We start from the raw sequence: 13,416 nt of genomic DNA, 5'->3' as shown, positions 1-13,416 counted from the left end.
CAATCTATTTAGAAGGAAATTTTTATTCCCAATCCAATCCAGGTTGCTTTAGTATGACATTTCCTTCAGCCTTGGCCTTTTCAACCATTACTTTTACATCATCCAATAATTTTTTGGCATCGTAAACGATTCCGTCTTTGACGGTATATTTTACTCCGCCCACTCGAATAGGCTGGTTATTTTCATCAAGTCTGATTGCACCAGTTCCATACAAAACCTTTAAGTTTTGAAGTGGATTCTCTTCAAGAATTACAAAATCGGCCAATTTACCAACCTCCACAGTTCCAATTTCCTTTTCCATACCTAGAAGTTCTGCACCGTACATTGTAGCTGACCGAATGACTTCCAAAGGATGAAACCCTGCTTCTCGAAGCAATTCTAATTCTCTGATATAAGCAAAACCATACAACTGATAAATAAAACCAGAGTCTGAACCTGCCGTAACTCTTCCTCCACGATTTTTGTACTCATTGATGAACGTCATCCAAAGGCGGTAATTCTCCTTCCACTGAATCTCCTCCTCCGTAGTCCAATCAAACCAATAAGAACCGTGAGATTGTCGACTAGGCTGGTAGTATTTCCAAAGGGAAGGTAGCGTATAAACGGGATGCCACTCTGCAGTTCTCGCCCGCATCAGATCCCGATTAGCCTCATAAATATTGAATGTCGGATCAAGAGTGAAATCAAGCTCCAAAAGCTCATTCATTACATTATTCCAATGCTCCGAATAGGGTGCTGCGGCTTGCTTCCAGAGCTTTCCGGCTTCTCCAAATCGATGCTGCTCATTCTGATAGTTGTAATCTAATCGAAAATCCTGAATCGTACGATCTTCAAATAATGCCTCGGGAAGACCATACCAATGCTCCATCGAAGTCAATCCGGCCCGTGCCGAATTCAACACATTCCATCTTGCCACATCTAGTTGTTGATGATGCATCGCCGAACGAAGTCCCAAACGCTTGTTTTCTGAGATAGCTGCCTGCATGACTTCAGGACTTGCTCCAAAAAACTTAATCCCATCAGCACCTTTAGATTTATTTTCATTAACCCAAGCTTTTGCTTGCTCGGGAGTTGTAATTGGTTTTTCAGCTTTTTGTCCAAAAGATGTATACGCAAATAGCCTAGGGGCAGTAATCTCATTGGCAGCTGATCTTTTCTTTTGCTCTAGCACCCAATCCAATCCATTTCCTGCAGAAGGATCTCTCACAGAAGTGATTCCATGAGCCATCCAAAGTTTGTAAACATATTCAGCTGGAGTACCCTGCCCTTCTCCACCAATATGGGCGTGTGAATCAATAAACCCAGGAAGTAAATAATGACCTTCGAGCTCATATACTTTGTCATTTGGCCCAGCCTTTGGACGTCTGCTTTCTGGGATCGGAAGCCCAGGATAACCTACCACCTGAATTTGAGCAATTTTATTTTTCTCTACTACGATATCCACTGGGCCTATCGGAGGCGCTCCTGTCCCATCGATTAAGGTGACTCCCCGAAGTATCAATCGTCCGTATTGTCCGTCGCCTTCAGCACGGTCTGGGGCTGGTTGGATTTGAGAGAGTGCTGGAAGCAAAGTCCAAAAAGCGAGTAAAAGGAGTAGTGTAAAGTTCTTTTTCATTTGTTTATAATTTTCTTTTCAATTGTCATATAGAATCTCGCAGAATATAATCATCCGAGTGTATGACTTTTTAGTCATGCTAGATTTCATAAGGTATGGTGGTAAATTCAGATCAATAAGATAGCTGAAAATCCTTCAACAAAAAACTGCCTTTTGACAAAGGAAAGCATAAAAAAAGCCCTTCAGAAAATCTAAAGGGCTTTTTGGTATAAGGTTGGTGGTTGTTATAAATCTTTAACTTTTTCCATCATCTCTTCTGAGATTCCGGTAAATGAGTAGCCACCATCATGAAATAAATTCTGCATGGTAACCATTCTCGTCATGTCTGAAAACATAGTGACAATGTAGTCTGCACAAGATTCTGCAGAAGCGTTGCCTAGTGGTGAGAGCGATTCTGCAAAGTTGAAAAAGGAGTCAAATCCTCCAATTCCTGTTCCTGCAGTAGTTTTTGTAGGCGATTGGGAAATCGTATTTACTCTTACTTTCTTCAATTTTCCGAATCGGTAACCATAGCCTCTTGCGATGCTTTCTAGTAAAGCTTTTGCATCTGCCATATCGGTATAAAAAGGGAAAACACGCTGTGCGGCAATGTAGGATAACCCAACGATTGATGCCCATTCGTTCATCACATCCTGCTTTTCCGCTACTTGCATCATCTTGTGAAAAGAAATCGCCGAGACATCATAAGATTTCATCGCCCAATCATAGTTCAAATCACCATAAGATCTGCCTTTTCGAATATTTGGTGACATTCCAATAGAATGTAAAAGGAAGTCAAAATTACCTCCGAGATACTCCTTTGCTTCGGTATAAAGTTTTTCTATATCTTCCAAACTTGTGGCGTCAGCTGGAATCACGATCGTGTTACATTCCTGGGCTAGTTCGTTGATAGCTCCCATTCGCATAGCAATTGGGGCATTGGTTAGGACAAATTTAGCGCCTTGCTCTTTAGCTTTTAGCGCTGTTTTCCAAGCAATTGAATTCTCATCCAGTGCACCTGTGATGATTCCTACTTTTCCTTTCAGCAAATTTTCTGGCATATAGCTATGGGGTTGATTTCAAAAATATGTTCAAAAATAGGTAAAAAATATGATTCTAGACTTCAATCCGTAACAACAGGGCAATTACTGCAGTAATTCCTTGGCACTTTCCAAGGCTGAAGCAGATGGAGAAACCCCAGCTATCATTTTTGCCAACTCTTCAATTCTTTCTTCTCGATTCAACAATTTTATTTTGCTTATCGTCTTTTCCGAACTGTTGTCTTTGTAAACAAAAAAGTGAACATCGCCTTTTCCAGCAACTTGCGGCAAATGCGTAATGCAGATAACCTGATGGTTTTTAGAAATATCCTGCATCATCCCAACCATTTTGAGTGCTACTTCTCCAGAAATACCCGAATCTATTTCGTCGAAAATAAGTGTAGGCAATGCCATCTTATCTGCCATCAAATATTTGATCGCAAAAAGTAGTCTTGAAAATTCTCCCCCCGAAGCTACCTTTTTCAAGGGCTGGGGAGCGGATCCTTTATTGGCAGAAAAGAGAATCTCGATTTCATCAATTCCACTTGAATTCGGTGAAATCGATTTATGTTCAAACTCAATTTTTGCGTTTTCCATACCGAGGCCAGAAAGCAGAATCTCCAGTTCTTTACTAAACGCTTTAAAACAGGAAATCCGCTTTTTTTGAAGCTTTAAACCTGAACCAGAAAGATTTTCTTGAGCTAACTCCAACTCTTTAGCAGTATCTTGAAGGACTTCCTCCAGATTTTGAACTTCAAAAACTTTTTCAGCCAGTTCTTTTTCCAAAGCCATCAATTCTTCAACTGTAGCTAGTCCATGTTTTTTCTGAAGCTGATAAATCCTACTCAATCGATCTCTTGTATGTTCAAGCTTTTCAAAATCTACTTCTACAGCACTTTCCTCATGACCAAGAGTTTCCTCAATATCCTGCAATTCGATTAGTAAAGATTGAAAACGGGACCTCAATTCTTCGTAAACATGAGCCAGTTTAGAAAGCGCCTGCATTCCATGATTTAGTTGAGTCATTCCATTGAGAATCCCTAACTCTTCGTCTTGCAGTAAATGAAGCATCTCATTCATCCTTTGCTTAATTTCTTCGGCATTTTCGAGAATTTCCTGAGAAGATTCCAGTTCATGTTGCTCACCCTCTCGGAGCTCCAACACACTGAGTTCTTCGAGTTGAAAAGCATTAAAGTCAGCTTCCTTTTTCAGCTCAATCGCACGTTGTTGCAAAGCCTCAAATTTCTTTTGGGCAGCTTTAAAAATTCTAAAGTTCGATTTATACTCCTTTATCTCTGAGCTAGTCTGTGCAAAAGCATCGATCAAACCAAGTTGATATTCTCCAGAGCCTAATTGAAGGGTGTCATGCTGAGAATGAACATCCATCAATTTGGCGCCTAGAATCTTGAGGGTCTCAAGCAATACCGGCGTATCATTGATAAAAGATCTTGACTTACCACTGGGGCTGATTTCTCTTCTGATAATACATGTGGAATCATAATCCAAATCCTCACTCTCAAAGAAGCTTATCAAGCCATAATTCCCGATTTCAAAAACCCCTTCGATAACACATTTCTTATCTTCGTGAAGTAAGACTTTAGTATCTGCTCGATTACCAAGCAGCATCCCCACAGCACCTAACATAATCGATTTTCCTGCGCCAGTTTCCCCGGTAATCATACTCAGTCCTACTCCGGGCTGCATAAGCAACTGGTCTATCAGGGCATAATTAGCGATGCTTAGGGATTTGAGCATGATGGATAAAAACGATTGGTAAAACTAGAAAAACGAATTTAGCTTTTCAGCAAATCATTATACTTTTTCGCATTATTGGGATCTACTTCCAATAATAATTCGACCGCTTCGGTCCGAATATCCAATGGCGCATTTTTTAATATTTGAGAAATCTCATCACTTTTTGCATCCATAAAGGAAATCGTAAAAATTCCATTGGGTTGTGCTTTATTGGCTTCTGCCAGAATTCGAATTGATTCTAGGATATTTTGATATGCCTGATTGGGTTGAGTCTGAAGAATATCCAAACCTTGTCTATGATATAAGTAATAGGCATCACGAATCTTTGAAAAAACTGAAGAAATATAAATATCATTAATCAACCAGTAGCGATTTCTTCGATCAGAAGTACTCTGTGTCCAGCCCTGTCTGCCGGATTTTTGTGCATTGTTTACGATGTCATTTGCGATCTCAAAAAAGTCATCTCCCCCTCGACTTTGAAATGAATCATAATCCATTCCTAATGCAATGTGTGCATAAAAGGCTAGCAGTGAACTGACATTATTTAAATAAGTGAACCGATTAAACTCTAAAGGCTGAGATTCGATGTATTCAAAATTCCAGTTTCGGTCTGCAAAATTAAAAAGTAAGCTTTCGAAATTCGTACCATAGACCGGACGAACGGTTTGTATTTGCACAGTGGCATTATAACTCCCAACCTGCGGCACTTCATTTATTGTAATCAAAAGATTACCCTTGATTCTTTCCTCACCCCGAAACTCATCTGTCGTCCAAGATCGTCCATTGAGAAATTGTTCAAAACTGGTTTTCATCTGATTGAAAACATCTGTGTTTTGAATTCTAGATCTATCGCTATTAATGATAACCGTAAAATTGAGCTCTTGGGAAAAAGCTATGATAGTCATCAGGAATAAAGGTAAAAGAAGCAGGGCTTTTTTCATGAATTTAAAAATAAAGAAATATCCATGTTCAAATCCAAACTGGGATAGTTTTGATCTGATCCAAAATTAAATTTGCAATCACATCCTTAGTAGAAACTTCAGATGAAACAGAGTAGCCTGAACCTTGAAAAATCTCGACTTTATTTGTGTCTAGTTTAAATCCAGCTCCTTCTTCCCTAGTCGAATTTAGAACTATGAGATCAAAATTCTTTTTTTGAAGTTTAGCTTTCGCGTTCTCTTTTTCATTCTCCGTCTCCAAAGCAAAGCCTACATGGATTTGATTTGCCCTTTTTAATTTCCCAAGTTCGGCAGCGATATCTACATTCTTTTTCAACTCCAAAATCACGTTAGAATCACTTTTTTTGATTTTCTCTTCTGAAATTTTTGCAGGCGCATAATCCGCTACAGCAGCTGCAAAAACACAAATATCCATCTGAGGATGAAGTGATGAGGTTGCTCTGAACATTTCATTCGCTGTATTGACATCCTTCCAATGAAATTTTCCCTTTTCAACTTCTAGGGAAACTGGGCCTGAAATCACGAAAACATCAGCTCCTCTTGCCTTAAAAGCCTTGGCAAGAGCGAGCCCCATTTTTCCACTGGAATGATTGCTGATAAATCTCACAGGATCTAACGCTTCCTGGGTGGGTCCCATTGTAATTAAGACTTTTTTTCCTTTAAATTCTTGTGAGGAATTGAAAAATCTAAGGAGTTCAGAAAGGATGTGCTCAGGTTCCATCATTCTACCTTGACCTGATAACCCACTTGCGAGCTCACCGGATTCAGCATCTAAGATTTGATTTCCAAATGATCTCAGCTTGGACATATTTGCCAGTACCGATGGATGCTGATACATATCTAAGTCCATAGCCGGGGCAAGAATCACTGGGCAACGAGCAGAGAGATAAACTGCCGATAAAAGATTGTCGCAAAGCCCGTTTGCAAATTTCGCAAGGGTATTTGCACTCACAGGAGCAATTAAAAACAAATCAGCCCAAAGACCAAGCTCCACATGATTATTCCATTCTCCAGTCTCATCTTTCTTAAATTGACTTAAGACAGGATTTTTCGAAAGTGTGGCTAAAGTAAGAGGGGTAATAAAATCAGTAGCAGAAGCGCTCATAATAATTCGCACTTCTGCTCCAGCTTTGACCAATAATCGAGTAAGATGAGCTGACTTATACGCAGCTATGCTGCCAGTCACCCCCAATAAAATTTTCTTACCCTGAAGGCTCATAAGATTATTACCCTTGTGGTTCTTCAGGGAATCTATGGTAAACTTTTCCCTCGATAAATTCTTCCATTGCCAAAGTACTTGGCTTAGGCATTCTTTCGTAGAATTTAGAGATTTCGATTTGCTCCTTGTTTTCGAATACCTCTTCAAGATTATCTACAGTAGAAGCAAACTCAGAAAGCTTATTATTCAATTCTTCCTTAAGAGTATTTGAAATCTGCTTTGCTCGCTGTCCCACGACATGAAGTGACTCGTAAATATTACCAGTCTTATCTGCGATTTTGTCCAAATCTCTTGTAATGATCGATGGATTAGTAGCCATGTGCTTATTAGTTATGTTTTACTTATTTTCTTTTATTTCCGCAGGAGGGCCAGTAGTAATCTTTGCTGCCTGTGCAGCGGCTTGCTCTGCGTATTTCATTTTCAGTTCCAAATGGTCGACAAGCTCTTTTTTAACTTGTTCCTCATATTTTTTCACTTCACCTGTAAATTGGCTGCTTGGATATCTTCGATAAAAGGTTGAAGCAAATCCAATCGCATCATTAAGCCTTTCTTCCTTTTTTTGGTAAGCACTATTTTTTGCATAACCAGCACTGACCTCTACCAGTTTATATGCGAGCTCCTCATTGTATTTACTTTCAGGATAGTCCTTCGCAAAATTCTGGAAATTGATGATGCAAGCCCGATAGAAATCACCCGGATACAAACCGTCTTTCAGCCTATAATACATGGAAGATTCCTGATAGGCTTTCTCTTCAAATCTACTTTGTAAATCCACTAGCATCTCCATAGCTCGCTCATAGCTTGCAGATCCTGGAAAAGCTGTCACAAACTGCTGAATAGCCGAAACTGCTTCTTGTGAACTTTGTTGATCCAAGTTGTAATCAGGAGAATCCAAATAAAGGGAGTATGCATTCATAAAAAATGCTTCTTCTGCTAATGGACTTCGATTATAGGTTCTATAGAAATTACTAAAATAACCTGCAGCTTCGATGTACCTTTTTGTCTTAAAGTGACAATTAGCATAGTTATAATCAGCTAATTCGGCTTTTTCACTCCCACGAATCACAGGAAGCACCTTATCATAAAGAATAATGGCTTTATTATACTCTCCAGCCTGATAATAGTCATTCGCTCCTTTATATAGCTCTTCCCAATTGGTGCTTTTCTCCAATTTATTGAAAGGCCCACATGAAGTAAAGGCTAGGGTAATAATCAGAAATAGAATGGATTGTACGCGCATTTTCATTTTCAAGACCGCAAATATACGGGATAATTATTCGGATTCAAATGGGTTGTGAAATGGCATGAAGATCACTTCTTCACAACGAGCTTCTTGGTGACAATATTTTTATTGTCGAGGAAAAGAGTGTAGAAGTACACACCTGGATTTAAATCTGACACATTAATTATCAGTGATTTTCTACTTGGATCAAGCTCATAATCCACAATTGGGTTTCCAATAAAACTATTTATTGCAATCCTCGCTTTAACTTTTGAGTTTTTGAATTCGTAGTCAAATTGTGCTATTCGATTACTTGGATTAGGGTATACATCACTTAGAATTATCTCCTTATAATCAAATTCGTCTACTTTATTTTCTGCGTTAGCGACTTCATAGATAGCCTCTACAACGAACGTTTCCCTGATATTAGTTTCATTTGCAAAGAACAGATCAAAAGAACCTCGAGTCTCGGCGATTCCCATTTGAAAATCCAAATACAAATCAGTTACTATTTCCCCAGGTTCTAACGTTAATTTTATCTTGGCAAGATCTCTTTTAGGATCATAACACTGATCTCCGATACAAACTTTAATACTTTGAGAAGAACCTATATTTCCTTTCAAATTCTTAAGAAAGAAGGTTTTTTGCTGATCAGAATCGTTTTGAAGAATTACGGTTTTTCTTTGGGTAGTCCCCAAATCCCCGTTGAACTCAAGGGATTCGCTGAGCACACGAACTTGCTGCGCACTTCCCAAAATAGGAAGCGACAGCCAGAGGCATGTAAAAAGTATCAGCAATCTGTTCATGTAGAATTTTAATCTATAAGCTCTTCAGTTTTTGAAACTGTAATCAATATACGGACAAATTTAGCTTTAAGGTTATCAGATTGAGGAAAATTGCGGTTAAATTCTGTTAACCCCCAGAAAATAATTTCAGAAAGATGTCGTTACTCGTTTTCCCTCAAGATTAATTTCGGATTCAAACTCCTTTTGCCTGTTGTTTGAATTCGTTTTTCTATGGATTTTCGAATCTCATCTTCAGTAGGCATTCTAAGTTTGGCATTCGGAAGATTAAAAAGATTTTTTGCTTTTAGATCAACTTCTTCTACTTTTCGCCAGTCGAATATATCCTCCATACTTGGCTTCTCCTCAATTCGCCAATTGTATCCAGTCAGTTTTGATGTTTCTTCATCCAACATCTGGAAAGGAGTAAATCTCCCATCTGGCTTAACACCATAAGTAACCCTAGTAATAACTCCATCGGCAAATCTGAGCTTGATGGTAGCACTCAAGGTTTTATTTACACCTTGTGTAAGTGTATCTCCCTCCAACGCGAAATATAGGGACTCCCCGTTTCCGTCAATATCGAGACGACTGATCTGACCCTCTTCAAAATAGCCATTCAAAGTCCTTCCCTTCATTTGATTGGAATTGAAAAGAGTATCCTGTGTGATCACAAACCCATTGTCTTTGAGATAAACTCTATCGAGTTGTTCATTTACAATGTAAAAAATCATCGAGTCTGCAGAGATCTGACTTTTATTGTTCCACATTACCGGATCTTGGAATAGCCTTATAGATGAATCAGAGTAATTATAAACCAAGGAGTCTGCTACACCGGAAATGTCTTTATTTAAAATTTTGATAGCCCGAAATGCGAGCAAAAACTTAGCAGAATCTGCTTCATTGTCCTGAGAAATAAGCGAATCAGAAGTCATGTATAGGGTGTCTTTTTCGAAGTACCTTCTGACTAAGGCATTTCCGTGAACCAGACTATATTTTCGTTCTTCCCAGTATTCACCCACATCTCCAAAGATCTCTACTTGCCGTTCTTTATTTAAAACACTGACATCTTTTTCGCCTTTGTAATAGGCTGCCAGTTCATCATAAAACAACTCTTTCCCTTTGATCCGGCTCGTCTCCGTCTCAACGATTCCATCAAAAAAACGGAACTGCTTGGATTGAGTATTGTAAAAACTCCCCTCCTGAGCATCTAATTTATTCCCGTCTTTAGAGACAAGGTTGGTTAAACCCTTTGTCTCCGCAGTCTTTGGAATAGTCAGATAGACCAAATAATCTGTCTTCAAGGTATAATCTGGATTTACCAGTACCACTTCATTTTGAAAAGTGATCCGCTCCAGGTTTACTTCATACTTACCTCGCTCACTTGTCAAGACATTTACAGAGTCAACGACTTTTCCGTCGTTGTAGTAGTAAGCGATGTTACCAAGACGATCATAATCCAAGTATTCAGTATATAAAGTGGTAGCTTCATTAGTAAATACCACCTTATTTCTCAATTTGGCTAGCTTGGTGTTTCCATCATATTCTGCATAGGCACTTCTGGTTTTTACAGAATCAACTTCATCTTCAATAACTACATTTCCAAAAAGTCTAGCCTTATTTTCCATTCTGAAAAAATGTGCAGAATCACAGTAAATTAAAGTATTCTGATTTTTCATTCGCACAGAACCAATCAATCGCTCAAATCCCTCCGCTCCTTCCAAGACATCCGCCTGCCTAATTTCCAAAGTGGAAGAGGCTTGGCCTAGTACTTTTCCAGTAATCCCTGAAAAAAACAAAGTGAATAGAAATAGCGATAGGAGCTTTTGAGTCATGTGAAAGTGAATGTGCGCAAAATTAGTAGAAAATGATATTTTTGATCAATGGTAAACGCTTTTATCCAGCACATCGGCAGTAAATCTTTGTTAATTCCTTCCAAAACCTATCTACTCGCATGCAGTGGTGGCTTGGATAGTATCTGCCTTGGTGAACTTTTGATTCGAGCAGAGATTCCTTTTGAAGTTGCTCATGTTAATTTTCACCTTCGGGGCAAGGAAAGTGATGGTGATGAGAAATTTGTCAAGGATTGGGCAAAGTCCAATTCAAAAACAGTCCATTTCCATCAAGCAGAAACATTGGAGTTTGCTGTAGAATCTCACATTTCCACCCAAATGGCAGCCCGGGAAATTCGCTATGAATGGTTTGAGAAAATCCGGTCAGATCGAAATCTTGAAGGAATAATCCTGGCTCATCACCAAGATGATCAAATTGAGACGATATTCTTGAATTTGCTTCGAGGGACAGGGATTGAAGGGCTTTATGGGATGGCAGAAAGGCGAGGATATCTCATTCGTCCTTTGCTTCCTTTTTCAAGGGAGCAAATTGAAATCTTTGCCCAGCAAAATAAAATCATGTGGCGAGAGGATAGTAGCAATCAAAAAACTGACTACAAGAGAAATAAACTTCGCCACGATATTCTGCCTCACTTATACGGTTTTTCTTCAGACTCAAAGAAAAACCTGATTACTAGTTTTGAGCGATTAAAGGATACCGGAAAAGCTTTCAGTGGCCTATTTGACCATTGGGTCAAAGCAAATATCCAATCGGAAGAGGGAATCCAGAGCCTTTTGATTGCTGACATCCTGCATATGACTGGAGCCGCAAGTTTGATCTATTTTTGGCTGCGCTCCTACGGTTTCAATTCAGATCAGTCACAAGATATTTATGAAAGTATCCGCAAAAGGGAATCGGGAAAAATATTTGAGTCGGGAAGTCATCTATTGAATATCGATCGAGAGAAGTTATTCTTAGCTCCGACAGTTGCTCCCTTTGAATCAATTCAAATTGAAAGCTCCGAGATTGAGCTAAAGCTGCCTGATAGTGAGTATGAAATCTTAAAAATCGACTCTGATGTGACCATCGATTCACATCGGGCAAATGCGATGCTTGATCTTGACAGACTTACTTTTCCGTTAACAATTAGAAATTGGGAAACAGGAGACAGGTTTATACCACTCGGTATGAAGAGCAGCAAAAAAATCTCCGACTTTTTAATAGATTTGAAGGTGCCCCTGCTTAAAAAACCGATGGTTAAAGTTTTAATCTCTGATGGCGAAATTGCTTGGGTGATCGGGTACCGAATCGCTGATTGGGCTAAAACTACAGCCGCTACTCGCAAAATTCTTTACTTCAAAAAGAACTGACTATGATGAATCCATTTTCAAAAACCTACACCGAAGACGAACAGCATATGTTTGATTTTTTGGGATTGATCAAGTTTTTTGAGCGATTAAGAAATAAAGAAATGTCCCGTTTTATTCCAGCGATGCACCATCGAAAATATGTGCGTGATGAAGTCGTTTTTTTCAGTAAAGACCCCAGTCAAGCATTGTATTTGGTCAAAAAAGGGGAAGTATGCTTGACCATCGATATCAAAGACAATTTTGAAACGATCCTTGAAATAAAGAAAGGTGAGGCTTTTGGAGAAAACTCACTACTCGAAAATGCGAAGCGAACCTATACCGCGTTAATTACTTCTGAAGAAGCTGAGCTGATTGTGATTCCTCATTTTGCGATACAGGAGATTTTTGAAAGCAACCCAAAGATCAAAGCTAAAATGATGACATCCTTGTCAGAATATTATAACGAAAATAATCAGCGCCTTTTCCGGTCCTATCGTGAATCCTTTGGTTTTTTCAGTCTCCGCCAAATGTTTGAATAGACCGATCCGAACAGATAGTTTCCTTTCTGATAAAAATACATGCCGGAATCAAAGTATTCTTGGCTGAACTTCTATTCCTAGCCTTTGTTTAATAACTTAGCCCCGCTTTTTAGCAGGAACTATACTTAAAAAAATCAATATCTAATTATGAGCAAAGTAACCGTAGTAGGAGCCGGAAATGTGGGCGCAACTTGCGCAGATGTATTGGCTTATCGCGAAATCGCTGAAGAAATTGTTTTAATCGATATCAAAGAAGGTGTCGCTGAAGGCAAAGCATTGGACATATTTCAAAAAGCACCTATCAATCAGTATGATAGCCGAACAGTAGGAAGCACGAATGACTACAGCAAAACTGCAAATTCAGACGTCGTTGTAATCACTTCCGGCTTACCAAGAAAGCCAGGCATGACTCGCGATGATTTGATTGAAACCAATGCAGGCATTGTAAAGTCGGTGACTGAAAACGTAGTAAAGCACTCTCCAAATGCCATCATCATTGTAGTGTCCAATCCACTTGATGTAATGACCTACCAAGCTCATTTGACTTCAGGATTGAACAGAAATAAGGTGATCGGTATGGCTGGAATTTTGGATACAGCACGTTACAGAGCCTTTTTGGCAGAAGAATTGAATGTTTCTCCAAAAGAAATACAGGCGATCCTAATGGGTGGTCACGGAGATACGATGGTTCCACTTCCTAGATACACTACAGTTGCAGGTATTCCTGTAACAGAATTGGTAGCCAAGGATAAATTGGATGCAATTATCGAGCGTACCAAATTTGGTGGTGGAGAATTGGTGAAGCTAATGGGAACCTCAGCATGGTATGCTCCGGGATCCGCTGCAGCTCAGATGGTTGAAGCTATTCTTAAAAATCAGCGTAGAGTATTCCCAGTTTGTATCAAACTCGATGGAGAATACGGAATTGACGACTGTTACCTTGGAGTACCTGTAATATTAGGTAAGAATGGTGTGGAGAAAGTCATTGAACTCGATCTGAATGCAGAAGAAAAAGCACTTCTTGAAACTTCACGAGGTCACGTGAAAGAAGTAATGAATGTGCTTGACAATCTTGGAAAGTAATTTTCAAATCTCAAATTAATCAGACCTTCGAGGCTCGCTCT

The 13,416-nt window shown here is 39.2% G+C and carries 12 protein-coding genes; 3 read left to right on the top strand and 9 right to left on the bottom strand.

All coding sequences use genetic code 11. From position 1 onward, the window contains the following. Nucleotides 1–22: 22 nt before the first annotated feature. From P8O16_RS19910 to P8O16_RS19870, 9 genes are all read right to left on the bottom strand, one after another. A complete protein-coding gene (locus tag P8O16_RS19910; RefSeq protein WP_300317955.1) occupies nucleotides 23–1,615 on the bottom strand; it encodes an amidohydrolase family protein in 1,593 nt (530 codons plus the stop codon). 224 nt (nucleotides 1,616–1,839) lie between these two features. Beyond that, nucleotides 1,840–2,655 (bottom strand): SDR family oxidoreductase, encoded by an 816-nt coding sequence (locus P8O16_RS19905; protein WP_300317952.1) that lies wholly within the window; start codon nucleotides 2,653–2,655, stop codon nucleotides 1,840–1,842. 84 nt (nucleotides 2,656–2,739) lie between these two features. Beyond that, a complete protein-coding gene (gene recN, locus P8O16_RS19900; RefSeq protein ID WP_300317949.1) occupies nucleotides 2,740–4,389 on the bottom strand; it encodes a DNA repair protein RecN in 1,650 nt (549 codons plus the stop codon). Between the two features lie 38 nt (nucleotides 4,390–4,427). After that, nucleotides 4,428–5,330 (bottom strand): DUF4835 family protein, encoded by a 903-nt coding sequence (locus P8O16_RS19895; RefSeq protein ID WP_300317947.1) that lies wholly within the window; start codon nucleotides 5,328–5,330, stop codon nucleotides 4,428–4,430. Between the two features lie 28 nt (nucleotides 5,331–5,358). Beyond that, entirely contained in the window at nucleotides 5,359–6,567 is a 1,209-nt protein-coding gene (gene coaBC / locus P8O16_RS19890) for a bifunctional phosphopantothenoylcysteine decarboxylase/phosphopantothenate--cysteine ligase CoaBC (protein ID WP_300317944.1), read from the bottom strand. Between the two features lie 7 nt (nucleotides 6,568–6,574). After that, nucleotides 6,575–6,886 (bottom strand): DNA-directed RNA polymerase subunit omega, encoded by a 312-nt coding sequence (locus P8O16_RS19885; protein WP_300317941.1) that lies wholly within the window; start codon nucleotides 6,884–6,886, stop codon nucleotides 6,575–6,577. 18 nt (nucleotides 6,887–6,904) lie between these two features. After that, entirely contained in the window at nucleotides 6,905–7,813 is a 909-nt protein-coding gene (locus tag P8O16_RS19880; protein ID WP_300317938.1) for an outer membrane protein assembly factor BamD, read from the bottom strand. A gap of 65 nt (nucleotides 7,814–7,878) precedes the next feature. Further along, complete coding sequence (locus P8O16_RS19875) at nucleotides 7,879–8,595, bottom strand: T9SS type A sorting domain-containing protein (RefSeq protein ID WP_300317935.1); 717 nt, start codon at nucleotides 8,593–8,595, stop codon at nucleotides 7,879–7,881. 140 nt (nucleotides 8,596–8,735) lie between these two features. Beyond that, nucleotides 8,736–10,406, bottom strand: a complete 1,671-nt coding sequence (locus tag P8O16_RS19870; protein WP_300317932.1) for an OstA-like protein — start codon at nucleotides 10,404–10,406, stop codon at nucleotides 8,736–8,738. Nucleotides 10,407–10,454: 48 nt separating this feature from the next. Here P8O16_RS19870 and tilS point away from each other — a divergent pair, with 48 nt between their 5' ends. From tilS to mdh, 3 genes are all read left to right on the top strand, one after another. After that, nucleotides 10,455–11,774: a tRNA lysidine(34) synthetase TilS gene (tilS, locus tag P8O16_RS19865; RefSeq protein ID WP_300317930.1), complete on the top strand. Its 1,320-nt coding sequence runs from the start codon at nucleotides 10,455–10,457 to the stop codon at nucleotides 11,772–11,774. Between the two features lie 2 nt (nucleotides 11,775–11,776). Beyond that, a complete protein-coding gene (locus P8O16_RS19860) occupies nucleotides 11,777–12,292 on the top strand; it encodes a Crp/Fnr family transcriptional regulator (RefSeq protein WP_300317928.1) in 516 nt (171 codons plus the stop codon). 147 nt (nucleotides 12,293–12,439) lie between these two features. Beyond that, nucleotides 12,440–13,375 (top strand): malate dehydrogenase, encoded by a 936-nt coding sequence (gene mdh, locus P8O16_RS19855; RefSeq protein ID WP_300317925.1) that lies wholly within the window; start codon nucleotides 12,440–12,442, stop codon nucleotides 13,373–13,375. The last annotated feature ends 41 nt before the right edge of the window (nucleotides 13,376–13,416 follow it).

The sequence above is a fragment of the Algoriphagus sp. genome (assembly GCF_029254265.1).
In the GTDB taxonomy this organism is placed as follows: domain Bacteria; phylum Bacteroidota; class Bacteroidia; order Cytophagales; family Cyclobacteriaceae; genus Algoriphagus.
This window is presented reverse-complemented; position numbering and strand designations above follow the sequence as displayed.

Excerpts from the sequence above, each read along its gene's own strand:
- P8O16_RS19910 (WP_300317955.1), bottom strand. The coding sequence starts at position 1,615 with ATGAAAAAGAACTTTACACTACTCCTTTTACTCGCTTTTTGGACTTTG.
- P8O16_RS19905 (WP_300317952.1), bottom strand. The coding sequence starts at position 2,655 with ATGCCAGAAAATTTGCTGAAAGGAAAAGTAGGAATCATCACAGGTGCA.
- recN (WP_300317949.1), bottom strand. The coding sequence starts at position 4,389 with ATGCTCAAATCCCTAAGCATCGCTAATTATGCCCTGATAGACCAGTTG.
- P8O16_RS19895 (WP_300317947.1), bottom strand. The coding sequence starts at position 5,330 with ATGAAAAAAGCCCTGCTTCTTTTACCTTTATTCCTGATGACTATCATA.
- coaBC (WP_300317944.1), bottom strand. The coding sequence starts at position 6,567 with ATGAGCCTTCAGGGTAAGAAAATTTTATTGGGGGTGACTGGCAGCATA.
- P8O16_RS19885 (WP_300317941.1), bottom strand. The coding sequence starts at position 6,886 with ATGGCTACTAATCCATCGATCATTACAAGAGATTTGGACAAAATCGCA.
- P8O16_RS19880 (WP_300317938.1), bottom strand. The coding sequence starts at position 7,813 with ATGAAAATGCGCGTACAATCCATTCTATTTCTGATTATTACCCTAGCC.
- P8O16_RS19875 (WP_300317935.1), bottom strand. The coding sequence starts at position 8,595 with ATGAACAGATTGCTGATACTTTTTACATGCCTCTGGCTGTCGCTTCCT.
- P8O16_RS19870 (WP_300317932.1), bottom strand. The coding sequence starts at position 10,406 with ATGACTCAAAAGCTCCTATCGCTATTTCTATTCACTTTGTTTTTTTCA.
- tilS (WP_300317930.1), top strand. The coding sequence starts at position 10,455 with ATGGTAAACGCTTTTATCCAGCACATCGGCAGTAAATCTTTGTTAATT.
- P8O16_RS19860 (WP_300317928.1), top strand. The coding sequence starts at position 11,777 with ATGATGAATCCATTTTCAAAAACCTACACCGAAGACGAACAGCATATG.
- mdh (WP_300317925.1), top strand. The coding sequence starts at position 12,440 with ATGAGCAAAGTAACCGTAGTAGGAGCCGGAAATGTGGGCGCAACTTGC.